This is a genomic window from Streptomyces poriferorum (assembly GCF_019399235.1).
Classification (GTDB): domain Bacteria; phylum Actinomycetota; class Actinomycetes; order Streptomycetales; family Streptomycetaceae; genus Streptomyces; species Streptomyces poriferorum.
The window spans coordinates 1-26,634 of sequence record NZ_JAELVH010000113.1 but is presented as its reverse complement, the minus strand read 5'-3'; the positions used below and the strand labels follow the sequence as shown (position 1 = coordinate 26,634).

Sequence of the window (26,634 nt, the reverse complement as noted above, 5' to 3'; positions counted from 1 at the left end):
CGGGGCCCGGGCCCCGGCCGGGGGAGCGGTCAGTAAACATGTCCACGACGGTCTCCTCAGCTTCGGGTGGTGTAGAGACGCGCGTCGCCCAGACGCGTGCGCAGGGTGGCGAGCGAGCGCGAGCACTGGCTCTTCACGGTGGACGGGCTGCAGCGCAGCAGCTCGGCGACCGTCTCCACGCTCAGGTCCTCCCAGTACCGCAGGACGACCATGGCCCGTGCGCGGGGCGGCAGTTCGGCGAGCGCGGCCAGCAACGTGACCGTCAGCTCGGGGCCGGCCTCGGGCGCGGGCGCGGCGATCGGCGTATGGGCACGGAAGTCCCGTAGCCGGCGCCGCCGTTCGGCGATGTAGGTACGGGTCAGCACCGTGCGGGCGTAGGCGTCCGGATGGTCGGCCGCGCTCGCCCGGCCCCAGTGCTGGAACAGCTTCGCCAGCGTCGTCTGGGTCAGATCACGGGCGGCGTCGGCGTCGCCGCACAGCAGGTACGCGGTGCGGTACAGCCGGCGCTGACCCGCGCGGGCGAACTCCTCGAAGCCAGTGGCGTCCGGGCTGTGTCCGGCTGTCATCCGGCCCCCTCTGCGGTCTGTCGGTGGTCACTACGTCTCTTACTGAGTGCCGACGGGCCGGAAAGGTTGAAGCTGGATCTGGATCGGTGCCCGAACGCGGGGCGTGAGCGGCGGACAGTGTGCTCAGCGGCCGGCCGTCCCCTATCGAGCCCGCCGAGGCACTGCGCCGCTGATCGGCGCCGCGGAAGTCCCCGACAGCGGGCCCGCCCCGCCGCGGCAGGGCCGGGCTGCTTGAATGGGCGGGTGACCCGAGCCTCCCTGGACAAGCAGCCGCACGAAGTCGCCTCGATGTTCGACGACGTGGCGGCGAACTACGACCTCACCAACGACGTGCTCTCGCTCGGCCAGGCCCGGCTGTGGCGCAAGGAGGTCGCCGCCGCGGTGCACGCCCGGCCCGCGGAGAAGGTCCTCGACCTGGCCGCCGGGACGGCGACGTCCTCGCTGCCGTTCGCCGCGACCGGGGCATACGTCGTGCCGTGCGACTTCTCCATCGGGATGCTGCGCGAGGGCAAGAAGCGCAACTCCTGGCTGCCGTTCACCGCGGGCGACGCCACGAAGCTGCCGTTCCGCGACGAGACCTTCGACGCGGTGACCATCTCCTTCGGGCTGCGCAACGTCCAGGACACGGACGCGGCGCTCCGCGAGCTGTACCGGGTGACCAAGCCGGGCGGCCGGGTGGTCATCTGCGAGTTCTCCCAGCCGGTCCGGGCGCTGTTCCGGACCGTCTACACCGAGTACCTGATGCGGGCGCTGCCCCCGGTCGCGCGTGCGGTGTCGTCCAACCCCGACGCGTACGTCTACCTCGCCGAATCGATCCGCGCCTGGCCCGACCAGGCCGGGCTGGCGTCCAGGCTCCAGCAGGCCGGCTGGTCGAAGGTCGCCTGGCGCAACCTCACCGGTGGCATCGTCGCGCTGCACCGGGGCGTACGCGCCTGACGGCGTCCGGGGGCGCTCCCCGCGGGGTGCGCCGGGTGAAATCCGGTGCCGGGGATCCGAGTTGACGGGAACGGAGTTGACGGGAACCGGGTGACGTGGAAGATGTGTCCGTTGATACGGCACGCGTCCTTCCCGTTCCCCTGTGTCACCGTTCCGGCCGTCCCCGTCTCCCCGTTGCGGAGTCCTCATGCCGTCGTACTGTCCCTTCTGCGGGTCCCCGGCGCCGGACGAGGCGCGCTTCTGCATGAAGTGCGGGCGTGAGCGCCCACCGGCGCCCGCGTCGCCTCCACAGGCGCCCACCTCGCCTCCCCAGGCCCCCGCAGCACTCCCGGCGGCACCGGCCGCGCCCCCGCCACCCGGTGCGCCGCCCACCGTCGCTGTCCCGTTCGCTCCGGCGGCGGGACCGCCGCCCCCGCCCGGGTACGCCCCGATGCCGTCGGTCCCGGCGGCTCCTTCACCGCTCGGCGCCTTCTTCGGACGGGTGTTCCGGGGTGACTGGGCAGGCTCGGTGAAGGCCGCCGCCTGGCCCACCGGACTGATCGTGGCCCTCGCGGTGGCGCTCTCCATTCCCACGTACGGCCAGGGCGACGACGTCGTCGTCGGCTGGAGCGACCGGCTGCGGATCGCGCTCGCGATGCTGCTCCAGGCGTTCGGCGGCGGATTCGAGCTGAGCGCGACCGGGCCCGGCCGCCTGAACGGCTCCGACTACGACACCGGTTACGGCTCCGACTACGGATCCGGCGGTTCGGACTTCGGGTCGGACTTCGGCGGCCTGGACCCGGGTGCCCAGGGCAGCTACACACTCGCCATCGTCCCGCTCACCGTCACCGTGCTGTGGATCGGCGCACTGCTCCTCGGCGCCCGAGCGGCCCGCAGACAGGGTGGCGGCCTCGAAGCGGCCGTGCGGATCAGTCTCGTGGCCGGCGCCGCCGTCCTGGTCCTCGGGCTCTTCGCGCAGCCCGTGATCGAGGACGTCTCGGTCTCGTCGTCCCCGGTCCTCGCCGCGCTCGGTGCGCTCGTGATGGCGCTGCTGGTCACCGGCGGCGTACTGCAACGCGACGCGGCGGCCCAGTGGCTGGCGCAGCGCCTCGGGACGCTCACCCTGGTCCGGGCAGCCGGCACGGCGGTCCGGGCGCTCGGCATCGTGCTGCTGCTGTGCTCGCTGACCGGCTTCGTCATGTACGCCACCGCGGACGACGTCGACGGCGAAGCCCTGCTGGTCGCCCTGCCGCTGCTGCCCAACATCGGACTGCACGTGCTCGGTGTGAGCTGGGGCGCCCACTTCGAGTACGACCTGCGGGGGCAGGCGGACTTCTTCGGCTCGGGCATGGAGCACGGCGGCTTCGGGCTGTCCGACCTGGGGGACGTGGCCGGCGGCTGGGCGGTGGCCGGGGCGCTGGCCACCGGCGTCGTCTGCGCGCTCACGATCGGACTGCTTGCCGCGCGCCGCTCGGCGGGCAGGGGCGAACAGGCCACCGCGGGCGGCCTGTTCCTGCTGCTGGTCCTGGTGCTGGCCGCGCTGGGCGGAGTGTCGGCGCAGTTCTCCGGCACCGTCGACGACGTGGACGGCCGGGGCGCCGTGGAGTTCGCCCTCAGCCTGTCGGAGGTGCTGCTGTTCGGCCTGCTGTGGGTGGGCGGCGCGGTGTTCGTCGCCCCGTACCTGCTGCGGCTCACGGGGCTCGCGGGGGCGGCGCCCGGGGCTTACCCGGCGGCGCCGGGGCCGTACGACCCCTACGCCGCCCCGTACGCGGCGCAGCCCGCGACCGCGCCCGCCACCGAACCGTCCGGCCGAGGGCGGACCGTCGCCGTCTGGTGCGCGACGCTCGCCGCCGCGCTGCTCGTCGGCGGCGGGGCGACCGCCGGTGTCCTGGCCCTGACGGACCGTGACAGCGGCGGCGACAACAAGCCCGCCCCGGTCCGCAGCAGTGAGCCCGCCACGGAACAGTCCGACGCCGACACGTCCACCGACCAGGTCACCGTCCCCACCGCCCCGGACGCTCCACGTCAACGGCCGGCCCGGGACGTCACCGTCGCAGCTCCAGCCGGAAGCACCGCGCCTCCTGGCCCGCCCGTGGCGTGGTGAAGCTCTCCGCCTGCTCCATGCCCAGACGCCGGGCGACCGCGATCGACCGCTCGTTCAGCGCGTCGATCGTCGCCACCACCCGCTCCACCCCGGCCGCGCGCAGCCGCTCCAGCGTGATGCGCGCGGCCGCGGTCGCGTAGCCACGGCCCCAGGCCGGACGGGCGAGCCGCCAGCCGATCTCGATCTCACCCACGGGGCCGTACGTGGTGTGCGGCCACGGCTGGGCACCCGTGAAGCCGAGCACCTCGCCGTTCCCGTCGAGCACGGTCCACAGGCAGAAGCCCAGCTCCGCGTCATGTCTGCGCTGGCGGGCCGTCCACTCGTCGTACATGGACAGTTCGGACGACCGGCCTCCGAAGAACTCCATGACCTCCGGGTCGTCGAAGACGCGGTGCCAGGCCACCGCGTCCTCGTCGGTCGGGACACGCAGCTGTACGACGGGGAGCGCGGGAGGTGCGAGCGACATCGGGGAGCCCTTCGGAGGGTTGATCTACAGGCCCCCATAGACTGCACGGGACATGTGCCGCGCGGCACGCGATTTCGAGTCTTCGGGAGATCCGACCGTGACCGAGCCTCTGTCCGAACACAGCGCGGACGTGATCGTCGTCGGGGCAGGCCCAGCCGGCTCCACCACCGCGTACTACCTCGCCAAGGCCGGACTCGACGTCCTCCTCCTGGAGAAGACCGCCTTCCCGCGCGAGAAGGTCTGCGGCGACGGCCTCACGCCGCGTGCGACCAAGCAGCTCGTCTCCATGGGCATCGACATCTCCGAAGAGGCCGGCTGGCTGCGCAACAAGGGCCTGCGCATCATCGGCGGCGGCGTCCGGCTCCAGCTGGACTGGCCGGATCTCGCCTCGTACCCGGACTACGGACTGGTCCGCAAGCGCGACGACTTCGACGAGCAGCTGGCCCGCCAGGCGCAGAAGGCCGGCGCGCGGCTGCACGAGCGCTGCAACGTCGGCGCCCCCATCAAGGACGAGCGCACCGGCCGGATCATCGGGGTGGAGGCGAAGCTCGGCGAGGAGAAGACCCCGGTCACCTTCCACGCCCCCCTCGTCGTGGCCGCCGACGGCAACTCGACCCGGCTCTCCGTCGCGATGGGCCTGCACCGCCGCGAGGACCGTCCGATGGGTGTCGCGGTCCGTACGTACTTCACCTCTCCGCGCCATGACGACGACTACCTGGAGTCCTGGCTGGAGCTCTGGGACCGGCGAGGGGCCGAGGACCGGCTGCTGCCCGGCTACGGGTGGATCTTCGGCATGGGCGACGGCACCTCCAACGTCGGCCTCGGCATCCTCAACTCCTCCGCCGCCTTCAAGGAGCTGGACTGGCGCGAGGTCCTCAAGGCGTGGTGCGCCTCCATGCCCGAGGACTGGGGCTACACCCCCGAGAACATGACGATGCCGATCCGGGGCGCCGCCCTCCCGATGGCGTTCAACCGCCAGCCGCACTACACCAAGGGCCTGCTGCTCGTCGGTGACGCGGGCGGCATGGTCAACCCGTTCAACGGCGAAGGCATCGCGTACGCCATGGAGTCGGGGCAGATCGCCGCGGACGTCATCGTCCAGGCCCACGCCCGCGCGACCCCGGCCCAGCGCGAACTGGCCCTGAGCAACTACCCGAAGGTGCTCAAGGAGACCTACGGCGGCTACTACACGATGGGCCGCGCCTTCGTGAAGCTGATCGGCAACCCGAAGGTCATGAAGGTCGCCACCCAGCGCGGCCTCACCCACCCGCTGCTGATGAAGTTCACGCTGAAGATGCTCGCCAACCTCACCGACCCGACGGGCGGCGACGCGATGGACCGGATCATCAACGGCCTGACGAAGGTCGCGCCCCGCGCCTAGCGGACGCGACCCAGGGCCTTTGCCCCGTCCGCAGGAAGTGGACCGGGGCCGCGAGCACCACGAGAAGTGCCGTCGCGGCTCCGAGCCACATGACGGCGTGGAGCGAGGCGTGGTCGACGACGTAGCCGCCCGCCAGTGCGCCGGCGGCGATCGTCGCCTGGAACGACGCGGTGAACAGCACCGAGGCCGCCTCGGGGGCGCTCGGGGCCGCGCGGGTGAACCAGGTCTGTGAGCAGACCGGGACCGCGCCGTAGCCGAGCCCCCACAGGACGAGGAGTGCGAGCGCGCCCGCTTCGGACCGGCCGAGTACGGGCAGGAGCGCCGTCGCCGCGGCGATCGTGGCGGCGGCCGCGGCGAACGCGGTGCGCGGCCGGCGCGTCACCAGGGCGCCCCCGAGGAAGTTGCCGGCCACGCCCGCCGCACCGTAGACGAGCAGGAAGCCGGTGATCATGCCCGGCCCGGCGTGGGTGGTCTCGCGCAACAGCGGTGTCACGTACGTGTACGTGCCGAAATGTGCCAGTACGACGAGGAACGTCATCAACAGCGCGAACCGGGTGTCCGGGCGGCGCAGCAGGGCGCGGAGCACGGCCGGGCGGGTGACCCGCTCCGGCGGCAGCGCGGGCAGGGTCAGGAGCAGCAGGGCCAGCACGCCCGTGGACAGCAGCCCCATCGTGACGAACGCGGTGCGCCAGCCCGCCAGATCGCCGATGAGGGTTCCGGCGGGGACGCCGAGCACGGAACCGAGGGGGACGGCGGCGAAGATGACCGCGGTCGCCCGGGCGGCGGACGGGGCGGGGACCAGCCGGCCGGCCAGACCGGCGCCGATCGACCAGAAGCCGCCGATGGTGATGCCGACCAGGACCCGGGCGACGAGCACGACCCAGTAGGCGGTCGCGGCGGCGGTGAGGAAGTTGGCCACCGCGAGGAGAAGAACGAAGGCGGCGAGCATCAGCCGCCGGTCGGCGCGGGCCGTCGCGAGGGTCACCACCGGGGCGGCGACGGCGGCGAGGAGGCCCGGCATCGTCATCATCAGGCCCGCCGTGCCGTCCGCGACGGCGAAGTCGGCGCCGATCGGCGTCAGCAGACCGATCGGCAGGATCTCGGTGGTGACGACGGCGAAGATGCCCAGCGTCACGGAGAGGACGGCCGGCCGGCCGCGTAAGGGCGTGGGGTGAGCGGCGTAGGTGCGGCGAGCGGTCGTGGTGGACATGGCGTGGCCGTCCTGTGTTCGGTGAAGCGGGAGCTGTTCGCTCCAGTTCACAAGCTCCCGTCTACGGAGTCCGGCAGGTTCCCGACCTCACCCGTGGCCGCTGGGGGTGAGGTCGGGAACCTGCCGGGAACGCCGAAGGGCCGCAGCTCCCGAGCGGGGGAGCCGCGGCCCTTCGATGTGCGCCGAGGCGCTTGTGAATCCGTGAACTCAGAGGACGCGGACCGCGCCCGACGGCGGGTCGTAGTCCAGGGACTTCTGCACCACACCGGTGGAGGAGTTCTGCGCGCCGACGAACTGGCCGCCGCCCACGTAGATGCCGACGTGGTACGCGCTGCCCGCGCCGCCCCAGTACAGGATGTCGCCCGGCTGGAGGTTGCTCAGCGAGACCTGGGTGCCCGCGGTCGACTGGCTCTGCGAGACGCGCGGCAGGTCGACGCCCACCGTGCGGAACGCGGCCTGGACGAGGCCGGAGCAGTCCCAGGAGTTGGGGCCGGTGCCGCCGGACACGTACGCGTCGCCGATCTGCGCCTGCGCGAACGCGACGACGGAGGCGGCGGTGCCCGTGGCGGTGGAGGAGTACGACGTCGTGGCGGTCGACGAGGAGCCGGACGAGGACGAGCCGGAGGACGTGCTCAGCGTCGTGCGCTCGGCGGAGCGGGAGGCGCGCTCGGCGGCCTCCGCCTTGGCCTCGGCTTCGGCCTTCGCCTTGGCTTCGGCCTTCTTCTTGGCCTCGGCCTTGCGGACCGCCTCGGCCTTGGCCTTCTTGGCGTCCTTGGCGGCGGTGGTGGCCGCCGCCTCCTCGTGGGCCTGCGTCTCCAGGTCCAGGGCGACCTGCTGCGTGGCCTCGGCGGACGCCGCGACGGTGGTGGAGACCCCGGCCGTGATGGTCGGCATCTCGATCGTCTGGGTCACCGGCTCGGCCTGGGCCGGACCGGCAGCGCCTGCGACCGCGATGGTGCTGAGGACGCCACCGGCAACTCCGGCCCGCAGCGCCGTCTTCGAGGCGTTTCGGCGGGGCTTCCGGTGGCTGGGTATGAGAGCGGTGTGGGACATGGGTACTAGCGCTATCAGGGCCTCAGGGGTCCCATCAAGAAACGTGTGTTGCGACACAGTTACGTCCGGAATCTGTGAATCCGCTTTCTGAGGGCCTTTATTGACGCCGTAACGGGCAAATCGGGCAGGTGCGATCACCGCTGTGATCACGGGTTTTCAGTAATACGCCCGAATTGCCCGTCACTTACCATCCGTTCACACCGTTGGCCAAGCCCGCTTCTCCGGCACCCTTGCGCGAGTGACGCAGGTCACAGCATGGTCTCCGCGAGACGGGCATACGAGCGGCTCGCGCGAGGAGTGCCGTACCGGCGGATGTCCGGGGGTGGGGAACTGGCCGCCCGCCGCGAATGATTCGCCCGATAGGGGATGGATGCCGGGATGCGTCCACTTCGTTCCATCGGACCCCCCGCGCGGGTGACGCGGACCTGAACGCAGAGTGGGGCAGATCCCTTTATCACCCGATCGCGTCCATCGCCAATTTGGCGCCCGGCGCTGTCGCTTGATAGAGCGACACCCCTTTGACCAGCGGTAACAGCAGGAGATGTCACGTCTCGTGATCACTCGGCCGCTTCGCGTATGAAGATCACCGCTCATCCGACTTCATGATCGTTCGTCAGGTGGTGGAGATCACAAAGGTGTTGTCGTACCCCGTGTCGCAGATCACAGGATGGCAGGCATAGGATGCGGGGCAGTCGGGCTTGTGAACTGCCTCACATGTGCACGATCTTGGTGAGGTGGCGAGCCAGGTCGCCCGATGCGGTCCAACGGTCAAGGACGACTGGAAGGAGCGAGGAGCGTGAATGCCTACGCGCCCATCCTCGTGCTCGGTGCCCTCGGGGCAGGCTTTGCGATCTTCTCCGTGGTCAGTGCCACGCTTATCGGCCCGAAGCGGTACAACCGGGCGAAGCTCGAAGCGTACGAGTGCGGTATTGAACCCACCCCGACTCCAGCCGGAGGCGGCCGTTTTCCCATCAAGTACTACCTGACGGCGATGCTCTTCATCGTCTTCGACATCGAGATCGTCTTCCTCTATCCCTGGGCGGTCACCTTCGACGCCCTGGGGATCTTCGGGCTCGTCGAGATGCTGATCTTCGTGCTCACCGTCTTCGTCGCCTATGCGTATGTATGGCGTCGCGGCGGCCTGGAATGGGACTGAGGGGCTGAGGGGCACACATGGGACTCGAAGAGAAGCTGCCCAGCGGCTTCGTGCTGACCACTGTCGAGCAGGCCGCCGGCTGGGTGCGGAAGTCCTCCGTCTTCCCGGCCACCTTCGGCCTCGCCTGCTGCGCCATCGAGATGATGACGACCGGGGCAGGGCGCTACGACCTGGCCCGGTTCGGCATGGAGGTCTTCCGCGGATCGCCGCGGCAGGCGGACCTGATGATCGTGGCGGGACGGGTCAGCCAGAAGATGGCACCCGTCCTGCGGCAGGTCTACGACCAGATGCCGAACCCCAAGTGGGTCATCTCCATGGGGGTTTGCGCGTCATCGGGCGGAATGTTCAACAATTACGCCATTGTTCAAGGTGTTGATCATATTGTCCCGGTTGATATCTATTTGCCGGGCTGCCCACCGCGGCCCGAGATGCTGATGGACGCGATCCTCAAGCTCCACCAGAAGATCCAGGGCTCCAAGCTCGGGGTCAACGCCGAGGAGGCCGCCCGCGAGGCGGAGGACGCGGCCCTCAAGGCACTGCCCCTGATCGAGATGAAGGGGCTGCTGCGATGAGCGACCAGGAGTCCGGAGCGGGCGCGGTCCCCGCCCCGCGCGACGAGCACGGCGAGGTCATCGGCGTACGCAAGGGCATGTTCGGCGCCGACAACGGCGGCGACACCTCCGGCTACGGCGGCCTCATCCGTACCGTCACCCTGCCGGGCGCCACCTCGCGCCCGTATGGCGGATGGTTCGACGAGGTGGCCGACGAGCTCGAAGGTGCCCTGGAGGAACAGGGTCTGCTTCCCGGGAACGCCATCGAGAAGACGGTCGTCGACCGCGACGAGCTCACCTTCCACATCGCCCGCGAGCACCTGACCACCGTCGCCAGGACTCTGCGCGACGACCCGGCACTGCGCTTCGAGCTCTGTACGGGGGTGAGCGGCGTCCACTTCCCCGGTGACAAGGGACGCGAGCTGCACGCCGTCTACCACCTGCGCTCGATCACCCACGGCCGGCTCATCCGGCTGGAGGTCTCCGCACCGGACGACGACCGGCACATTCCGTCCCTCGTCGCGGTCTACCCGACCAACGACTGGCACGAGCGCGAGACCTACGACTTCTTCGGGCTGATCTTCGACGGGCACCCCGCCCTCACCCGGATCATGATGCCGGACGACTGGCAGGGCTTCCCGCAGCGCAAGGACTACCCGCTCGGCGGCATCGCCATCGAGTACAAGGGCGCCCAGATCCCGGCTCCGGACCAGCGGAGGTCGTACTCCTGATGACCACTCCCCACGCAACGCCCCGCGCCACGACCGAGGGGACTGTATATACAGTCACCGGCGGCGACTGGGACGAGGTCGTCGAATCGGCGGTCAAGTCCGACGACGAGCGCATCATCGTCAACATGGGCCCCCAGCACCCGTCCACGCACGGAGTGCTCCGGCTGATCCTGGAGATCGACGGCGAGACCGTCACCGAGGCCCGCTGCGGCATCGGCTACCTCCACACCGGCATCGAGAAGAACCTCGAGTTCCGGAACTGGACGCAGGGCACCACCTTCGTCACGCGCATGGACTACCTGACGCCGTTCTTCAACGAGACGGCGTACTGCCTGGGAGTCGAGAAGCTCCTCGGCATCGAGGACCAGATCCCCGACCGGGCCACCGTCCTGCGCGTGCTCCTGATGGAGCTCAACCGGATCTCCTCGCACCTGGTGTGCATCGCCACCGGCGGCATGGAGCTCGGCGCCACGACGATCATGATCTACGGCTTCCGCGATCGTGAACTCGTTCTCGATCTCTTCGAGCTGATCACCGGCCTGCGGATGAACCACGCGTTCGTCCGCCCCGGCGGACTCGCCCAGGACCTGCCCCCGGGCGCGGTCGACCAGCTGCGCGAGTTCGTGAAGACCATGAAGAAGAACCTGCCGGAGTACGACAAGCTCGCAACCGGCAACCCCATCTTCAAGGCCCGCATGCAGGACGTCGGCTACCTCGACCTCACCGGCTGCATGGCGCTCGGCGCCACCGGCCCGGTCCTGCGCTCCGCCGGACTCCCGCACGACCTGCGCAAGACCGATCCCTACTGCGGGTACGAGAACTACGAGTTCGACGTCCCCACGGCGGACAGCTGCGACTCCTACGGACGCTTCCTCATCCGTCTGGAGGAGATGCGCCAGTCGCTGCGCATCGTCGAGCAGTGCATCGACCGGCTCGCGCCGGGACCGGTCATGGTCGCCGACAAGAAGATCGCCTGGCCCGCGCAGCTCGCGCTCGGACCGGACGGACTCGGCAACTCGCTCGACCACATCAAGAAGATCATGGGCACCTCCATGGAGGCCCTGATCCACCACTTCAAGCTGGTGACCGAGGGCTTCCGGGTCCCGGCCGGGCAGGCGTACACCGCGGTCGAGTCGCCCAAGGGCGAACTCGGCGTGCACGTCGTCTCGGACGGCGGCACCCGTCCCTACCGGGTCCACTTCCGCGACCCGTCCTTCACCAACCTCCAGGCCATGGCAGCGATGTGTGAGGGCGGCCAGGTCGCCGACGTCATCGTCGCCGTCGCATCCATCGACCCCGTGATGGGAGGCGTCGACCGGTGACCGAAGCACGCAGCGAAGTCAGTCTGGGGATGCCGCAGCTCCCCGCCCCCGCCTACCCGGCCGAGGTGCGCGCCAGGCTCGAAGCGGATGCGAAGGAAGTGATCGCCCGCTACCCCGGCAGCCGTTCCGCGCTGCTGCCGCTGCTGCACCTCGTGCAGTCGGAGGAGGGGTACGTCTCGCGTACGGGCATGGCGTTCTGCGCCGAGGTGCTCGACCTCACCACCGCCGAGGTCACCGCGGTCGCCACCTTCTACACGATGTACCGGCGCAGGGCCGGCGGCGACTACCAGGTCGGCGTCTGCACCAACACGCTCTGTGCGGTGATGGGCGGCGACGCGATCTTCGACCGGCTCAAGGACCACCTCGGCGTCGGCAACGACGAGACGACCGAGGACGGCAAGGTCACCCTCGAACACATCGAGTGCAACGCGGCCTGCGACTTCGCGCCCGTCGTGATGGTCAACTGGGAGTTCTTCGACAACCAGACGCCCGAGAGCGCGACGCAGCTCGTCGACGACCTGATCGCCGGCCGCACCGTCGAGCCGACCCGGGGCGCCCCGCTGTGCTCGTACAAGGAGACGGCCCGGATCCTGGCCGGCTTCCCCGACGAGCGCCCCGGCGCCGTCGCGGCGTCCGGCGGCGCGGGTCCCGCCTCGCTCATCGGCCTGAAGCTGGCCAAGGGCGAGGCCACACCACAGCCCCGCGTGGTGGGACCGCGGGGCGAGGCCCCGAGCGACGAACCGCAGAAGGGCGCCGAACACCTCAGCTCCCATGACGCGCCACAGCAGACCTCGGCCTCCGACCCGGACCACCCGGCCGGTCCCGCCGCCGAGGAGGGGGAGTGATGACGTTGGCCGCCGAAATCGACAAGAACGGGACCAGTCCCGAGAAGCTTCTCGCGCCTGTCCTGTCCGCCTTCTGGGACCAGCCGGAATCCTGGACCCTGGACACCTACCGCCGCCACGAGGGATACGAGGGACTGCGCAAGGCGCTGGCCATGTCCCCGGACGACCTCATCGCGTACGTCAAGGACTCCGGTCTGCGCGGCCGCGGCGGCGCCGGCTTCCCCACCGGGATGAAGTGGCAGTTCATCCCGCAGGGTGACGGCAAGCCGCACTACCTGGTGGTCAACGCCGACGAGTCGGAGCCCGGGACGTGCAAGGACATCCCGCTCCTCTTCGCCAACCCGCACAGCCTGATCGAAGGCATCGTGATCGCCTGCTACGCGATCCGCTCCTCGCACGCCTTCATCTACCTGCGCGGCGAAGTCGTCCCCGTACTGCGGCGGTTGCACGAGGCCGTGCGCGAGGCGTACGAGGCGGGCTATCTCGGTACGAACATCATGGGCTCCGGACTCGATCTGGAACTCACCGTGCACGCGGGTGCCGGTGCGTACATCTGCGGTGAGGAGACCGCGCTGCTCGACTCGCTCGAAGGACGCCGCGGCCAGCCCCGGCTGCGCCCGCCCTTCCCCGCGGTCGCCGGTCTGTACGCCTGCCCCACTGTGGTGAACAACGTCGAGTCCATCGCCTCGGTTCCCGCGATCCTGAACAAGGGCAAGGACTGGTTCAAGTCCATGGGCAGCGAGAAGTCCCCGGGCTTCACGCTGTACTCGCTCAGCGGGCACGTCTCGGGCCCCGGCCAGTACGAGGCACCGCTCGGCATCACGCTGCGCCAGCTCCTCGACATGAGCGGCGGGATGCGCCCCGGCCACCGGCTCAAGTTCTGGACCCCGGGCGGCTCCTCCACCCCCATGTTCACGGAGGAGCACCTCGACGTGCCTCTCGACTACGAGGGCGTCGGCGCCGCCGGATCCATGCTCGGCACCAAGGCGCTCCAGTGCTTCGACGAGACCACCTGCGTGGTGCGGGCCGTCACCCGCTGGACCGAGTTCTACGCCCACGAGTCCTGCGGCAAGTGCACGCCATGCCGTGAGGGCACGTACTGGCTGGTCCAGTTGCTGCGCGACATCGAGGCCGGCAAGGGCCAGATGTCCGACCTCGACAAGCTGAACGACATCGCCGACAACATCAACGGCAAGTCGTTCTGCGCCCTCGGCGACGGTGCCGCCTCGCCGATCTTCTCGTCGCTGAAGTACTTCCGCGACGAGTACGAGCAGCACATCACCGGCAAGGGCTGCCCCTTCGATCCCGCCAGGTCGACCGTCTGGGCCGACGACAAGAACGCATCCCAGGGGGTGAACGCATGACAGTCACCACGAGTGCGCCCTCCGGGGGCGGCGAGGCGGCGCTCCCGCCCGAGGACCTGGTCACGCTGACCATCGACGGCATCGAGATCAGCGTGCCCAAGGGCACCCTGGTCATCCGGGCCGCCGAACTCCTCGGCATCGAGATCCCGCGCTTCTGCGACCACCCGCTCCTCGACCCGGCCGGCGCCTGCCGCCAGTGCATCGTCGAGGTCGAGGGCCAGCGCAAGCCGATGGCGTCCTGCACCATCACCTGCACCGACGGCATGGTCGTCAAGTCGCAGATCACCTCGCCCGTCGCCGACAAGGCGCAGCGCGGTGTGATGGAGCTGCTGCTCATCAACCACCCGCTGGACTGTCCGGTCTGCGACAAGGGCGGCGAGTGCCCGCTGCAGAACCAGGCGATGTCGCACGGCGACGCGACCTCCCGCTTCGACGGGAAGAAGCGGACGTACGAGAAGCCCGTCCCGATCTCCACCCAGGTGCTGCTGGACCGTGAGCGGTGCGTGCTCTGCGCGCGCTGCACCCGGTTCTCCAACCAGGTGGCGGGCGACCCGATGATCGAGCTGATCGAGCGCGGCGCGCTCCAGCAGGTCGGCACCGGCGAGGGCGACCCGTTCGAGTCGTACTTCTCCGGCAACACCATCCAGATCTGCCCGGTCGGCGCGCTGACCTCGGCGGCGTACCGGTTCCGCTCCCGCCCGTTCGACCTGGTGTCGACGCCCTCGGTGTGCGAGCACTGCGCCGGCGGCTGCGCCACCCGCACCGACCACCGGCGCGGCAAGGTCATGCGGCGCCTCGCCTCCAACGACCACGAGGTCAACGAGGAGTGGCTCTGCGACAAGGGCCGCTTCGGCTTCCGCTACGCCCAGCAGCGCGACCGGCTCACCACCCCGCTGGTCCGTAACGAGGCGGGCGAGCTGGAGCCGGCGAGCTGGCCCGAGGCGCTGGCCGCCGCGGCCGCCGGACTCTCCGCCGCACGCGGCAGGACCGGTGTCCTCACGGGCGGCCGGCTGACCGTCGAGGACGCGTACGCGTACAGCAAGTTCGCCCGGGTCGCCCTGGACACCAACGACATCGACTTCCGGGCCCGGGTGCACAGCAACGAGGAGGCCGACTTCCTGGCCGCCCGCGTCGCGGGACGCGGCCGTGACCTGGACGGCAACGGGGTCACGTACACCTCGCTGGAGAAGGCCCCGACCGTGCTGCTGGTCGGGTTCGAGTCCGAGGAGGAGGCACCCGGGGTCTTCCTGCGGCTGCGCAAGGCGAACCGCAAGCACGGACAGCGCACCTTCTCCGTCGCCTCGCACGCCACCCGCGGCCTCACGAAGGCGGGCGGCACGCTGCTGCCGGCCGCACCCGGCACCGAGACCGAGTGGCTGGACGCCATCGCGGGCGGGGTCGGACTGGACGGCGACGGTGCCGTGGCCGCCGAGGCCCTGCGCGGCGAAGGCGCCCTGATCGTGGTGGGTGAGCGGCTGGCCGGAGTGCCCGGCGGGCTGACCGCCGCGGTACGGGCGGCGACCGCGACCGGAGCCACCCTGGTGTGGATCCCGCGCCGGGCCGGCGAGCGCGGTGCGGTGGAGGCGGGCGCGCTCCCGTCGCTGCTGCCCGGCGGCCGCCCGGCCACCGACCCGCGGGCCCGGGAAGAGGTGGCGTCCGTCTGGGGCGTGGCCGAACTCCCGTCCCGCTTCGGCCGCGACACCGGCCAGATCGTCGAGGCCGCGGCCTCCGGCGAACTGGGCGCGCTGCTCGTCGCCGGTGTCGAGGCCAACGACCTGCCCGACCCGGCACGGGCCCTGGAGGCCCTGGACCAGGTGGGCTTCCTGGTCTCCCTGGAGCTCCGGCCCAGCGAGGTCACCCACCGCGCCGACGTGGTGTTCCCGGTGGCCGCGGTCGCGGAGAAGTCCGGCACCTTCCTCAACTGGGAGGGCAGGGCGCGGATGTTCGAGGCCGCGCTGAAGCCCGAGCAGATGACGCGGAACCTCGCGCCGGGCGATGCCCGGGTGCTGCACATGCTGGCCGACGCGCTCGCCCACGCCGGAGGCTCCGACGGGACCAGTCACTTCGCGCTGCCGGACCTGAAGTCCGTACGCCGCGAGCTGGACCGGCTGGGCGGCTGGACCGGTACGCACGCGGACGACCCGCGCGCCTCCGCCCAGCCGCTGCCCCGGCCCGGCGACGGCGAGGCCATCCTCGCGGGCCACCGGATGCTGCTCGACCTGGGCCGGCTCCAGGAGGGCGACACGGCGCTGGCCGGGACGCGGCACGCCGCGGTCGCCCGGCTCTCCGCCGCCACCGCCGCCGAGACCGGCGTCAAGGACGGCGATCTGCTGGCCGTCTCCGGCCCGGCGGGCAGCGTACAACTGCCGCTCCAGGTAACCGAGATGCCGGACCGGGTGGTCTGGGTGCCGCTGAACTCCGTCGGGCGCGGTGTCCCGGGCGACACCGGTGTCCAGCCCGGCGGTCCGGTCCGGATCGGCCCCGCCGCACCCGGCATTTCCGACGTCACACCGGAGGTGGGGGCGTGAGTGCCTTCGCTCAACTGGCCACGGCCCCGCGCGGCGCCGTGCTCGCCGCCGAGGACCTGTCGATGTTCGGCACCGACCCGTGGTGGCTCGTCGTCATCAAGGCGGTGTTCTGCTTCGCGTTCCTGATGGTGACCGTGCTCTTCTCCATCGTGTGGGAGCGCAAGGTCGTCGCCTGGATGCAGCTGCGCATCGGCCCCAACCGGCACGGCCCCTGGGGCATGCTCCAGTCGCTCGCCGACGGCATCAAGCTGATGCTGAAGGAAGACGTCATCGTCAAGCGGGCGGACAAGGTCGTCTACGTCCTCGCCCCGATCATCGCGGCGATCCCGGCGTTCATGGCGATCGCGGTCATCCCGTTCGGACCGTCGGGCAACGAAGTCTCGATCTTCGGGCACCGTACGGCGATGCAGCTCACCGACCTGCCGATCGCGATGCTCTACATCCTCGCGGTCGCCTCGGTCGGGATCTACGGCATCGTGCTGGCGGGCTGGTCCTCCGGATCGACGTACCCGCTGCTCGGCGGGCTCCGCTCCTGCGCGCAGATGATCAGTTACGAGATCGCGATGGGCGCCGCGTTCGCCTCGGTCTTCCTCTACTCCGGGTCGATGTCGACCTCGAAGATCGTGGAGGCACAGGAGGACCGCTGGTTCATCATCCTGCTGCCGGTCTCCTTCATCATCTACATCATCACGATGGTCGGTGAGACCAACCGAGCCCCGTTCGACATGCCGGAGTCCGAGGGCGACCTCGTCGGCGGCTTCAACACCGAGTACTCGTCGATCAAGTTCGCGATGTTCATGCTCGCCGAGTACGTCAACATGGTCACCGTCTCCGCGGTCTCCGTGACCCTGTTCCTGGGCGGCTGGCGGGCCCCGTGGCCGATCAGCACCTTCTGGGAGGGCGCGAACCACGGCTGGTGGCCGATGCTCTGGTTCGTCCTCAAGGTCCAGCTGCTGCTGTTCTTCTTCATCTGGCTGCGCGGCACGCTGCCCCGGGTCCGCTACGACCAGCTGATGAAGCTGGGCTGGAAGGTCCTGATCCCGGTCTCCGTCGTCTGGCTGATGATGGTCGCGACCGTACGGGCGCTGCGCAACGAGGGCTACGACTTCTCGCGGATCCTGCTCTACGTGGCCGGGGCCGTGATCGCGGTCCTGCTGATCTCCTTCGTCGTCGACATCTTCCGCGACAGGAAGGGCCGGGAAGCCGAGGCCCACGCGGAACCGGAGCCGGCGTTCGACCCGATGGCGGGCGGATTCCCGGTGCCGCCGCTGCCCGGACAGACCCTGCCGCCCGTGCCCAGGCGCAGGCCGCGCCGGGAGCGGGAGCTCGTTGTCAGTGGTGGCATGGATACTCAGAGTGACGAAAATCCGAGTGACGGAAAGGAGGCCGGCGGTGTCTGAACTGTCTGAGTCGCCAGGGTCCAAGAAGCCGGCGAAGTCCACGCAGGCTTCCGGGTCCTCGGGGTCCCCGCAGTCCTCGGGTTCTTCGGAGGACAAGTTCCAGAATCCGGTGGCCGGCTTCGGCGTGACCTTCAAGGCCATGTTCAAGAAGCGGCTGACCGAGCAGTATCCGGAGACGCCGAAGGTCACGGCGCCGCGCTTCCACGGCCGGCACCAGCTCAACCGCCACCCGGACGGGCTGGAGAAGTGCGTCGGCTGCGAGCTGTGCGCCTGGGCCTGCCCGGCGGACGCGATCTACGTCGAGGGCGCGGACAACACCGAAGAGGAGCGCTACTCCCCGGGGGAGCGCTACGGCCGCGTCTACCAGATCAACTACGCGCGCTGCATCCTCTGCGGACTGTGCATCGAGGCCTGCCCGACCCGGGCGCTGACGATGACCAATGAGTTCGAGCTCGCCAACACCACCCGCGAGAGCCTCATCTACACCAAGGACGAGCTGCTCGCGGGCCTGGAGGAAGGCATGGTCGACAGCCCGCACGCGATCTTCCCCGGCACGGACGAACAGGACTACTACCGGGGCCTGGTGACCGAGGCCGCCCCCGGTACGGAACGCCAGCTCGCCGTCTCCAAGGGCGAGAAGCCCGACGACGGGGACAACGAGAGCAACGGCGCCACGCAGGAGGTGGACGCATGACCGGCCTGGCCGCAGCGGCCTCCCAGACCTCGACCGGCGAGGCCTTCCAGTTCTGGGTGCTCGGCACGGTCGCCGTGATCGGCGCCCTGGCCACCGTGCTCATGAAGCGGGCGGTGCACAGCGCGCTGAGCCTGGCCGGAACCATGATCATCCTGGCGGTGTTCTACCTCGCCAACGGTGCCTACTTCCTGGGCATCGTCCAGGTCGTCGTCTACACCGGCGCGATCATGATGCTGTTCCTCTTCGTGGTCATGCTCGTCGGTGTCACGGCGGCGGACTCGCTGAAGGAGACCCTCAAGGGCCAGCGCTGGCTGGCCGCAGGATGCGGGCTCGGCTTCGGTGTCCTCCTGGTCGCCGGAATCGGCAACGCCTCGCTGAACAGCTTCAACGGCCTCGGCGCGGCCAACGCCGAGCACGGCGGAAACGTGGAGGGGCTCGCCAGCCTCATCTTCACCAAGTACGTCTTCGCCTTCGAAATCACTGGCGCCCTGCTGATCACCGCCACGGTCGGCGCGATGGTGCTCACGCACCGCGAGCGCACCGAACGGGCGAAGAACCAGCGGGAGATGTCCGAGGACCGCGTGCGCAGCAACCACCTGCCGCCGCTGCCCGCACCCGGCGTCTACGCCCGGCACAACGCCGTGGACGTCGCCGGACTCCTCCCGGACGGCACGCCGTCCGAACTCACCGTCATGCAGACGCTGCGCAAGCGCGGCCAGATGCGCGATGTGTCCCATGAGTCGCTGGCCGGCCTCAAGGCACTGGAGCAGCGCTCCGGTGAGCGGCTCGGCCGGGACACCGCAGAAGAAGAGGAGGTCGCCAAGTGAATCCGGTCAACTACCTCTATCTCGCCGCTCTGCTGTTCACCATCGGCGCGGCCGGGGTGCTGATCAGGCGGAACGCGATCGTGGTGTTCATGTGCGTGGAGCTGATGCTCAACGCCTGCAACCTCGCGTTCGTCACCTTCTCCCGGATGCACGGCAATCTCGACGGCCAGATCATCGCCTTCTTCACGATGGTCGTCGCCGCCGCGGAGGTCGTGGTCGGGCTCGCGATCATCGTGTCGCTGTTCCGTTCCCGCCACTCGGCCTCGGTCGACGACGCCAGCCTGATGAAGCTGTAAGGGGCGCTTGACCGTGGAAAATCTCATTGCGCTGCTCGTCGCGGCGCCCCTGCTCGGAGCAGTGGTGCTGCTCTGCGGCGGCCGACGCCTAGACCGCGTGGGCCACTGGCTGGGCACCGCGCTCGCCGGCGCCTCCTTCGTCGTCGCCGTGGTGCTCTTCACCGACATGCTGGGCAGGAGCGCCGACGACCGCGCGCTGCACCAGAAGCTGTTCAGCTGGATTCCGGTCGAGGGCTTCCAGGCCGATGTGGCCTTCCAGCTCGACCAGCTGTCGATGACCTTCGTCCTGCTGATCACGAGTGTGGGCACCCTGATCCACATCTACTCGATCGGCTACATGGAGCACGACGAGCGCCGGCGTCGCTTCTTCGGCTATCTGAACCTGTTCGTCGCGGCCATGCTGATCCTGGTCATCGCCGACAACTACCTGCTGCTGTACGTCGGGTGGGAGGGCGTCGGTCTGGCGTCGTACCTGCTCATCGGCTTCTGGCAGCACAAGCCCAGCGCGGCCACCGCCGCGAAGAAGGCGTTCCTGGTCAACCGGGTCGGCGACATGGGCCTGTCGATCGCGATCATGCTGATGTTCACCACCTTCGGCACCTTCGCCTTCGGCCCCGTCCTCGAAGCGACCGGGGAGACGAGCGAGGGCAAGCTGACGGCGATCGGCCTGATGCTGCTCCTCGCCGCCTGCGGCAAGTCCGCCCAGGTGCCGCTGCAGTCCTGGCTCGGTGACGCGATGGAGGGCCCGACCCCGGTCTCGGCCCTGATCCACGCCGCCACCATGGTGACCGCCGGCGTCTACCTGATCGTCCGCTCCGGCGCGATCTTCAACGGCGCCCCGGACGCACAACTGGTCGTCGTGGTCGTCGGAGCGGTCACGCTGCTCTTCGGTGCGATCGTCGGTTGCGCGAAGGACGACATCAAGAAGGCCCTCGCCGGGTCGACGATGTCGCAGATCGGCTACATGATCCTGGCCGCCGGGCTCGGCCCGATCGGCTACGTCTTCGCGATCATGCACCTGGTCACGCACGGCTTCTTCAAGGCCGGGCTCTTCCTCGGCGCAGGTTCGGTCATGCACGGCATGAACGACGAGGTGGACATGAGGAGGTACGGCGGGCTGCGCAAGTACATGCCGGTCACCTTCGTCACCTTCGGCCTCGGCTACCTCGCGATCATCGGCTTCCCCGGTCTGTCCGGCTTCTTCTCCAAGGACAAGATCATCGAGGCGGCCTTCGCCAAGGGCGGCACCGAGGGCTGGATCCTCGGAGCGGTCACGCTGCTGGGTGCCGCGATCACCGCGTTCTACATGACGCGCGTGATGCTGATGACGTTCTTCGGCGAGAAGCGCTGGCAGCCGGACGCGGAAGGCCACGACCCGCATCCGCACGAGTCCCCGAAGTCCATGACCATCCCCATGATCGTCCTGGCGTTCGGCTCGGTCTTCGCCGGAGGCTTCTTCTCCATCGGCGACCGCTTCCTGCACTGGCTGGAGCCCGTCACGGGACACAGCCACGGGGACGCCCCGGTCAGCGCGACCACCGTCACGGCCGCCACCATGGTGGTGCTCGTCATCGGTGTCGCCGTCGCCTGGGTGATGTACGGACGCAAGGCCGTGCCCGCGGTCGCCCCGCGCGGCTCGCTGCTCACCCGGGCGGCCCGCCGCGACCTCCTCCAGGACGACTTCAACCACGTGGTCCTGGTCCGCGGCGGCGAGCACCTCACCCGCTCCCTGGTCTACGTCGACCACTCCCTGGTCGACGGCGTCGTCAACGGCACGGCCGCCTCCATGGGCGGGCTCTCCGGCCGGCTGCGCAAACTGCAGAACGGCTACGCCCGCACCTACGCGGTCTCGATGTTCGGCGGTACGGCGGTTCTCATCGCCGCGACCCTGCTGATGAGGGCGGTCTGATCACATGTCCTTTCCCCTCCTGACAGCGACGGCGGCGCTCCCGGCGATCGGCGCGGTCGCCACCGCCGCCGTCCCGGCAGCCCGGCGCACCGCAGCCAAATGGCTGGCGCTCGCCTTCTCGCTGGGCACCCTCGTGCTGGCGGGCATCGCGCTCGCCCGCTTCGAGCCCGGCGGCAGCCGCTACCAGCTCACCGAATCGCACGCCTGGATCAAGGACTTCGGCGTGCGGTACGAGCTGGGGGTGGACGGCATCGGGCTGGCGCTCATGGCGCTCACCGCCCTGCTGATCCCCTTCGTCATCCTGGCCGGCTGGCACGACGCCGACCCCCTGGAGACGAACTCCTCCCGCTGGCGCCCCACCCAGGGCTTCTTCGCCCTGATCCTGATGGTGGAAGCGATGGTGGTCCTCTCCTTCGTGGCCACCGACGTCTTCCTCTTCTACATCCTGTTCGAAGCCATGCTCATCCCGATGTACTTCCTCATCGGCGGCTTCGGGGACCGGGCCCACTCCGGGAGCGACGAGAACGCGGCGGCCCAACGCTCGTACGCGGCCGTCAAGTTCCTCCTCTACAACCTGGTCGGCGGCCTCATCATGCTGGCCGCTGTGATCGGGCTCTACGTGGTCGCGGGGACGTTCTCGCTCTCCGAGATCGCCGCGGCCCGGGCCGACGGCTCGCTGACCATGGCGACCAGCACCGAACGCTGGCTCTTCCTCGGGTTCTTCTTCGCCTTCGCGGTGAAGGCCCCGCTGTGGCCGCTGCACACCTGGCTGCCCAACGCCATGGGTGAGGCGACCACCCCGGTCGCCGTGCTGATCACCGCGGTCGTCGACAAGGTCGGCACCTTCGCGATGCTGCGCTTCTGCCTCCAGCTCTTCCCGGAGGCCAGCAAGTGGGCCACCCCGGTGGTCCTGGTGCTGGCACTGATCAGCATCATCTACGGGGCGCTGCTCGCCGTCGGCCAGCGCGACATCAAGCGGCTCATCGCCTACGCGTCGATCTCGCACTTCGGCTTCATCATCCTGGGCATCTTCGCGATGACCAGCCAGGGCCAGTCGGGTGCGACGCTCTACATGGTCAACCACGGCATCTCGACCGCCGCGCTGATGCTGGTGGCGGGCTTCCTGATCACCCGGCGCGGCTCGCGGCTCATCGCCGACTACGGCGGAGTGCAGAAGGTGGCGCCGGTCCTGGCCGGCACCTTCCTGATCGGTGGCCTGGCCACGCTGTCGCTGCCGGGGCTCGCCCCGTTCGTCAGTGAGTTCCTCGTCCTGGTCGGCGCGTTCGCCGCGTATCCGGCGGTCGGCATCATCGCCACCACCGGGATCGTGCTCGCCGCGATCTACGTCCTCGTCCTCTACCAGCGGACGATGACGGGGCCGGTCAAGGCCGAGGTCCAGGGCATGGCGGACCTCAAGGTCCGTGAGCTGGTGGTGGTCGTCCCGCTGATCGCTCTGCTGATCTTCCTGGGCGTCTACCCGAAGCCGCTGACGGAGATCGTCAACCCGGCGGTGCAGCACACCATGTCGGACGTACAGAAGAAGGACCCCCAGCCCGAGGTGGAGGCCGCCAAGTGAGCGCAACAGCTGTCCACAGCCTGTGGACAATGGCGGGCGGGGTGACATCGGCCGCCCCGGACGAGAAGTTCAAGGCCCCCGTCATCGAGTACACCCAGCTGACGCCGGTCCTGATCGTCATCGGAGTCGCTGTCCTGGGCGTGCTCGTCGAGGCCTTCGTGCCGCGCCGGGCCCGCTACTACACACAAGTGTTCCTGGCCGTCGCCGCCCTGGTCGCCGCGTTCGCCGCGGTGATCGGCCTGGCAGCCGCCGGATACGGCACGACCAAGGCACACATCGCCGCGATGGGCGCCATCGCCGTCGACGGACCCGCCCTGTTCCTCCAGGGCACCATCCTGCTGACGTCGCTGGTCGCCGTCTTCACCTTCGCCGAGCGGCGCCTCGACCCCGAGTCGCACGGCAGCCGCGTCGACTCGTTCGCCGCGCAGGCCGCGTCGGTCCCCGGCAGCGACAGCGAGAAGGCCGCGGTCAAGGCCGGGTTCACCACCACCGAGGTCTTCCCGCTGCTCCTCTTCGCGGTGGCGGGCATGCTCGTCTTCCCGGCGGCCAACGATCTGCTGACGCTCTTCGTGGCCCTGGAAGTCTTCTCGCTCCCGCTCTACCTCCTGTGCGCCGTCGCCCGCCGCAAGCGGCTGATGTCGCAGGAGGCCGCGGTGAAGTACTTCCTGCTCGGCGCCTTCTCCTCGGCGTTCCTGCTCTTCGGGATCGCCCTGCTCTACGGGTACGCGGGCTCCGTCTCGTACGCGCAGATCGCCACCGTCGTCGACGGGTCCATCCAGCAGATCGACCCGGCGCTCGCCGACACCATGGGCAACGACGTGCTGCTGCTGATCGGCGGCGCGATGATCCTGACCGGTCTGCTCTTCAAGGTCGGCGCCGTCCCGTTCCACATGTGGACCCCGGACGTCTACCAGGGCGCCCCGACCCCGGTCACCGGCTTCATGGCCGCGGCCACGAAGGTCGCCGCGTTCGGTGCGCTGCTGCGGCTGCTGTACGTGGTGCTGCCGGGCCTCACCTGGGACCTGCGCCCGGTCATGTGGGGCATCGCGATCGTCACGATGGTGGGCGGCGCGATCGTCGCCATCACCCAGACCGACATCAAGCGCCTGCTGGCCTACTCCTCGATCGCGCACGCCGGATTCATCCTCGCCGGTGTCATCGCGGCCACTCCGCAGGGCATCTCCTCGGTGCTCTTCTACCTGGCCACGTACTCCTTCGTGACGGTCGGCGCCTTCGCCGTCGTCACCCTGGTGCGCGACGCGGGCGGCGAGGCGACGCACCTGTCGAAGTGGGCCGGGCTGGGCCGGCGCTCCCCGCTGGTCGCCGCGGTCTTCGCGGTGTTCCTGCTGGCGTTCGCCGGTATCCCGCTCACCTCGGGCTTCTCCGGAAAGTTCGCGGTGTTCAAGGCGGCGGCCGAAGGCGGTGCGAGCGGACTCGTCGTCGTCGGTGTGATCTCCTCGGCGATCGCCGCGTTCTTCTACATCCGCGTCATCGTGCTGATGTTCTTCAGCGAGCCGAAGGCCGACGGCCCCACGGTCGCCGTCCCGTCCCCGCTGACAATGACGACGATCGCGGTCGGCGTCGCGGTCACCCTGGTGCTGGGCCTGGCCCCGCAGTACTTCCTGGACCTGGCGAGCCAGGCCGGGGTCTTCGTGAGGTAGCCGTAGGCACCACTGCTGGACCAGCGCCGGACGGGCTTGGAAGTCAAGCCCGTCCGGCGCTGTCGTAGGCGGCGCCTATCGTGGCAGGGGAGAGCGCAGGGACAGAACGGGACAGCCGTCGGGGGAACAGAGCGATGAGCATGACGGGCGGAACAGGTGTGACGGACATGACCACCGGCATGACCACGGATACGACCACGGACGTGAGCACGGACGTGACCGAGAGCGACGCGCGGCGGACGCTCCACCGGGTCTTCGGGTACGAGACGTTCCGCGGCGAGCAGGAAGCCGTGGTCGACCACGTGGTGGCCGGTGGGGACGCCGTCGTGCTCATGCCTACCGGCGGCGGCAAGTCCCTCTGCTACCAGATCCCGTCCCTGGTCAGACGGGGTACGGGCATCGTCATCTCCCCGCTGATCGCCCTGATGCAGGACCAGGTCGACGCCCTGCGCGCGCTCGGTGTGCGGGCCGGGTTCATCAACTCCACGCAGGACTTCGACGAGCGCCGCTCGATGGAGGCCCAGTTCATCGCCGGTGAGCTCGACCTGCTCTATCTCGCCCCCGAGCGGCTCCGCCTCGACTCGACCCTCGGCCTGCTCTCCCGCGGCGAGATCTCCGTCTTCGCGATCGACGAGGCGCACTGCGTCGCCCAGTGGGGCCACGACTTCCGGCCCGACTACCTGGCCCTGTCCGTGCTGGGTGAGCGCTGGCCCGACGTCCCGCGCATCGCCCTGACGGCCACGGCGACGGGCGCCACGCACCGCGAGATCACCCAGCGCCTCGGCATGCCCGACGCCAAGCACTTCGTGGCCAGCTTCGACCGGCCCAACATCCAGTACCGCATCGTGGGGAAGTCGGACCCGAAGAAGCAGCTGCTCTCCTTCCTGAAGGAGGAGCACGCGGGCGACGCGGGCATCGTCTACTGCCTCTCGCGCAACTCCACGGAGAAGACCGCCGAGTACCTCTGCCGCAACGGCATCGAGGCCGTCCCGTACCACGCGGGCCTGGACGCCGGGACCCGCGCGACCCACCAGTCCCGCTTCCTGCGGGAGGAGGGCCTCGTCGTCGTCGCGACGATCGCCTTCGGCATGGGCATCGACAAGCCGGACGTCCGCTTCGTCGCCCACCTCGACCTGCCGAAGTCCGTCGAGGGCTACTACCAGGAGACCGGCCGGGCCGGCCGTGACGGAGCCCCGTCCACGGCGTGGATGGCCTACGGACTCCAGGACGTCGTCCAGCAGCGCAAGCTCATCCAGGGCGGAGAGGGCGACGAGGCCTTCCGCCGCCGGGCCGCCGCGCACCTGGACTCCATGCTGGCGCTCTGCGAGACCGTCCAGTGCCGCCGGGCCCAGCTGCTCACCTACTTCGGCCAGGACCCCACCGCGTCCTCCTGCGGCAACTGCGACACCTGCCTGAACCCGCCCGAGACCTGGGACGGCACGGTGGTCTCCCAGAAGCTGCTGTCCACGGTGGTCCGGCTGAAGCGGGAACGCGGACAGAAGTTCGGCGCCGGCCAGATCATCGACATCCTGCTGGGCCGCAAGACCGCGAAGGTCATCCAGTTCGACCACGACCAGCTCTCGGTGTTCGGCATCGGCGAGGAACTGGCCGAGGCGGAATGGCGCGGCGTGGTCCGCCAGCTGCTGGCCCAGGGCCTGATCGCCGTCGAGGGCGAGTACGGCACGCTGGTGCTCACGGAGGAGAGCGGCACCGTGCTCGGCCGGGAGCGCGAGGTGCTGCTGCGCAAGGAGGCCCCGAAGCCCGCCTCCCGCTCCTCCTCGTCCAAGGGCGAGCGCAAGGCGAAGTCCTCGGCAGCCGCGGCCGAGCTCCCGGCGGAGGCCCTCCCGGTCTTCGAGGCCCTGCGCGCCTGGCGCGGCGCCCAGGCCAAGGAGCTGGGCCTCCCGGCGTATGTGATCTTCCACGACGCCACGCTGCGCGAGATCGCGACCCTGCGTCCGTCATCGCTGGGCGAACTGGGCGGGATCAGCGGCCTGGGCGAGAAGAAGCTGGCGACGTACGGGGAGGGTGTGCTGGAGGTCCTGGCGGGCCTCGTCCATGTCGAGGCCCGCCAGGACCTCC

Annotated in this window: 22 protein-coding genes; 18 read left to right on the top strand and 4 right to left on the bottom strand. The window is 69.8% G+C overall.

Going from position 1 to position 26,634, the window contains the following annotated elements:
• Positions 1-56: 56 nt before the first annotated feature.
• Positions 57-566: a SigE family RNA polymerase sigma factor gene (locus JGS39_RS20260; protein ID WP_219570616.1), complete on the bottom strand. Its 510-nt coding sequence runs from the start codon at positions 564-566 to the stop codon at positions 57-59.
• Positions 567-809: 243 nt separating this feature from the next.
• Between JGS39_RS20260 and JGS39_RS20255 the strand changes: the two genes are divergently transcribed.
• Together JGS39_RS20255 and JGS39_RS20250 are read left to right on the top strand one after the other, a co-directional pair.
• Entirely contained in the window at positions 810-1,502 is a 693-nt protein-coding gene (locus tag JGS39_RS20255; protein ID WP_219570614.1) for a demethylmenaquinone methyltransferase, read from the top strand.
• Between the two features lie 187 nt (positions 1,503-1,689).
• Positions 1,690-3,585, top strand: coding sequence for a zinc-ribbon domain-containing protein (locus JGS39_RS20250; protein WP_219570612.1), 1,896 nt, complete (start codon positions 1,690-1,692; stop codon positions 3,583-3,585).
• On the opposite strand, the gene JGS39_RS20245 is transcribed toward JGS39_RS20250, so the two are convergent.
• A complete protein-coding gene (locus JGS39_RS20245; protein ID WP_219570610.1) occupies positions 3,527-4,051 on the bottom strand; it encodes a GNAT family N-acetyltransferase in 525 nt (174 codons plus the stop codon). The two genes, JGS39_RS20250 and JGS39_RS20245, sit on opposite strands and share 59 nt — an antisense overlap.
• A gap of 97 nt (positions 4,052-4,148) precedes the next feature.
• Here JGS39_RS20245 and JGS39_RS20240 point away from each other — a divergent pair, with 97 nt between their 5' ends.
• A complete protein-coding gene (locus JGS39_RS20240; protein WP_219570609.1) occupies positions 4,149-5,432 on the top strand; it encodes a geranylgeranyl reductase family protein in 1,284 nt (427 codons plus the stop codon).
• On the opposite strand, the gene JGS39_RS20235 is transcribed toward JGS39_RS20240, so the two are convergent.
• Together JGS39_RS20235 and JGS39_RS20230 are read right to left on the bottom strand one after the other, a co-directional pair.
• Positions 5,398-6,642 carry an MFS transporter gene (locus tag JGS39_RS20235; protein ID WP_219570608.1) on the bottom strand — a complete coding sequence of 415 codons (1,245 nt, stop codon included), beginning with the start codon at positions 6,640-6,642 and terminating at the stop codon, positions 5,398-5,400. The two genes, JGS39_RS20240 and JGS39_RS20235, sit on opposite strands and share 35 nt — an antisense overlap.
• A 207-nt stretch (positions 6,643-6,849) precedes the next feature.
• On the bottom strand, positions 6,850-7,695 hold the full coding sequence (locus JGS39_RS20230; RefSeq protein WP_219570607.1) for a C40 family peptidase: 846 nt from the start codon (positions 7,693-7,695) through the stop codon (positions 6,850-6,852).
• A gap of 796 nt (positions 7,696-8,491) precedes the next feature.
• On the opposite strand from JGS39_RS20230, the gene JGS39_RS20225 reads away from it, so the two are divergent.
• The 15 genes from JGS39_RS20225 to recQ form a co-directional block, all read left to right on the top strand.
• On the top strand, positions 8,492-8,851 hold the full coding sequence (locus JGS39_RS20225; RefSeq protein ID WP_136328529.1) for an NADH-quinone oxidoreductase subunit A: 360 nt from the start codon (positions 8,492-8,494) through the stop codon (positions 8,849-8,851).
• Positions 8,852-8,868: 17 nt separating this feature from the next.
• Positions 8,869-9,423: a NuoB/complex I 20 kDa subunit family protein gene (locus tag JGS39_RS20220; protein WP_030926341.1), complete on the top strand. Its 555-nt coding sequence runs from the start codon at positions 8,869-8,871 to the stop codon at positions 9,421-9,423.
• Positions 9,420-10,133, top strand: a complete 714-nt coding sequence (locus JGS39_RS20215; RefSeq protein WP_219570605.1) for an NADH-quinone oxidoreductase subunit C — start codon at positions 9,420-9,422, stop codon at positions 10,131-10,133. The genes JGS39_RS20220 and JGS39_RS20215 overlap by 4 nt, the downstream gene beginning before the upstream one ends.
• Positions 10,133-11,455 (top strand): NADH-quinone oxidoreductase subunit D, encoded by a 1,323-nt coding sequence (locus JGS39_RS20210; RefSeq protein WP_219570604.1) that lies wholly within the window; start codon positions 10,133-10,135, stop codon positions 11,453-11,455. The genes JGS39_RS20215 and JGS39_RS20210 overlap by 1 nt, the downstream gene beginning before the upstream one ends.
• 29 nt (positions 11,456-11,484) lie before the next feature.
• Entirely contained in the window at positions 11,485-12,300 is an 816-nt protein-coding gene (gene nuoE, locus JGS39_RS20205) for an NADH-quinone oxidoreductase subunit NuoE (RefSeq protein ID WP_219570619.1), read from the top strand.
• On the top strand, positions 12,297-13,664 hold the full coding sequence (gene nuoF / locus JGS39_RS20200) for an NADH-quinone oxidoreductase subunit NuoF (RefSeq protein ID WP_219570602.1): 1,368 nt from the start codon (positions 12,297-12,299) through the stop codon (positions 13,662-13,664). The genes nuoE and nuoF overlap by 4 nt, the downstream gene beginning before the upstream one ends.
• Complete coding sequence (locus JGS39_RS20195) at positions 13,661-16,192, top strand: NADH-quinone oxidoreductase subunit G (protein WP_219570600.1); 2,532 nt, start codon at positions 13,661-13,663, stop codon at positions 16,190-16,192. The genes nuoF and JGS39_RS20195 overlap by 4 nt, the downstream gene beginning before the upstream one ends.
• Positions 16,189-17,592 carry an NADH-quinone oxidoreductase subunit NuoH gene (gene nuoH, locus JGS39_RS20190; RefSeq protein WP_219570599.1) on the top strand — a complete coding sequence of 468 codons (1,404 nt, stop codon included), beginning with the start codon at positions 16,189-16,191 and terminating at the stop codon, positions 17,590-17,592. Before JGS39_RS20195 ends, nuoH begins: the two co-directional genes overlap by 4 nt.
• Entirely contained in the window at positions 17,585-18,286 is a 702-nt protein-coding gene (nuoI, locus tag JGS39_RS20185; protein WP_219570597.1) for an NADH-quinone oxidoreductase subunit NuoI, read from the top strand. The genes nuoH and nuoI overlap by 8 nt, the downstream gene beginning before the upstream one ends.
• A complete protein-coding gene (locus tag JGS39_RS20180; RefSeq protein WP_219570595.1) occupies positions 18,283-19,113 on the top strand; it encodes an NADH-quinone oxidoreductase subunit J in 831 nt (276 codons plus the stop codon). Before nuoI ends, JGS39_RS20180 begins: the two co-directional genes overlap by 4 nt.
• Positions 19,110-19,409, top strand: coding sequence for an NADH-quinone oxidoreductase subunit NuoK (nuoK, locus tag JGS39_RS20175; protein ID WP_018101339.1), 300 nt, complete (start codon positions 19,110-19,112; stop codon positions 19,407-19,409). Before JGS39_RS20180 ends, nuoK begins: the two co-directional genes overlap by 4 nt.
• A gap of 13 nt (positions 19,410-19,422) precedes the next feature.
• Positions 19,423-21,318 (top strand): NADH-quinone oxidoreductase subunit L, encoded by a 1,896-nt coding sequence (nuoL, locus tag JGS39_RS20170; protein ID WP_219570593.1) that lies wholly within the window; start codon positions 19,423-19,425, stop codon positions 21,316-21,318.
• Between the two features lie 4 nt (positions 21,319-21,322).
• On the top strand, positions 21,323-22,894 hold the full coding sequence (locus tag JGS39_RS20165) for an NADH-quinone oxidoreductase subunit M (protein WP_219570591.1): 1,572 nt from the start codon (positions 21,323-21,325) through the stop codon (positions 22,892-22,894).
• On the top strand, positions 22,891-24,555 hold the full coding sequence (gene nuoN / locus JGS39_RS20160) for an NADH-quinone oxidoreductase subunit NuoN (RefSeq protein WP_219570589.1): 1,665 nt from the start codon (positions 22,891-22,893) through the stop codon (positions 24,553-24,555). Before JGS39_RS20165 ends, nuoN begins: the two co-directional genes overlap by 4 nt.
• 167 nt (positions 24,556-24,722) lie before the next feature.
• Positions 24,723-26,634 (top strand): DNA helicase RecQ (gene recQ / locus JGS39_RS20155; RefSeq protein WP_236065769.1); only part of this gene is annotated, 1,912 nt, incomplete at its 3' end.

Bases quoted from the DNA above. Each gene is read 5' to 3' on its own strand.
- JGS39_RS20220 (WP_030926341.1), top strand. From the start codon at position 8,869: ATGGGACTCGAAGAGAAGCTGCCCAGCGGCTTCGTGCTGACCACTGTC.
- nuoE (WP_219570619.1), top strand. From the start codon at position 11,485: ATGCCGCAGCTCCCCGCCCCCGCCTACCCGGCCGAGGTGCGCGCCAGG.
- JGS39_RS20245 (WP_219570610.1), bottom strand. From the start codon at position 4,051: ATGTCGCTCGCACCTCCCGCGCTCCCCGTCGTACAGCTGCGTGTCCCG.
- JGS39_RS20260 (WP_219570616.1), bottom strand. From the start codon at position 566: ATGACAGCCGGACACAGCCCGGACGCCACTGGCTTCGAGGAGTTCGCC.
- JGS39_RS20215 (WP_219570605.1), top strand. From the start codon at position 9,420: ATGAGCGACCAGGAGTCCGGAGCGGGCGCGGTCCCCGCCCCGCGCGAC.
- JGS39_RS20165 (WP_219570591.1), top strand. From the start codon at position 21,323: ATGTCCTTTCCCCTCCTGACAGCGACGGCGGCGCTCCCGGCGATCGGC.
- JGS39_RS20180 (WP_219570595.1), top strand. From the start codon at position 18,283: ATGACCGGCCTGGCCGCAGCGGCCTCCCAGACCTCGACCGGCGAGGCC.
- JGS39_RS20235 (WP_219570608.1), bottom strand. From the start codon at position 6,642: ATGTCCACCACGACCGCTCGCCGCACCTACGCCGCTCACCCCACGCCC.
- JGS39_RS20250 (WP_219570612.1), top strand. From the start codon at position 1,690: ATGCCGTCGTACTGTCCCTTCTGCGGGTCCCCGGCGCCGGACGAGGCG.
- JGS39_RS20210 (WP_219570604.1), top strand. From the start codon at position 10,133: ATGACCACTCCCCACGCAACGCCCCGCGCCACGACCGAGGGGACTGTA.
- JGS39_RS20195 (WP_219570600.1), top strand. From the start codon at position 13,661: ATGACAGTCACCACGAGTGCGCCCTCCGGGGGCGGCGAGGCGGCGCTC.
- JGS39_RS20230 (WP_219570607.1), bottom strand. From the start codon at position 7,695: ATGTCCCACACCGCTCTCATACCCAGCCACCGGAAGCCCCGCCGAAAC.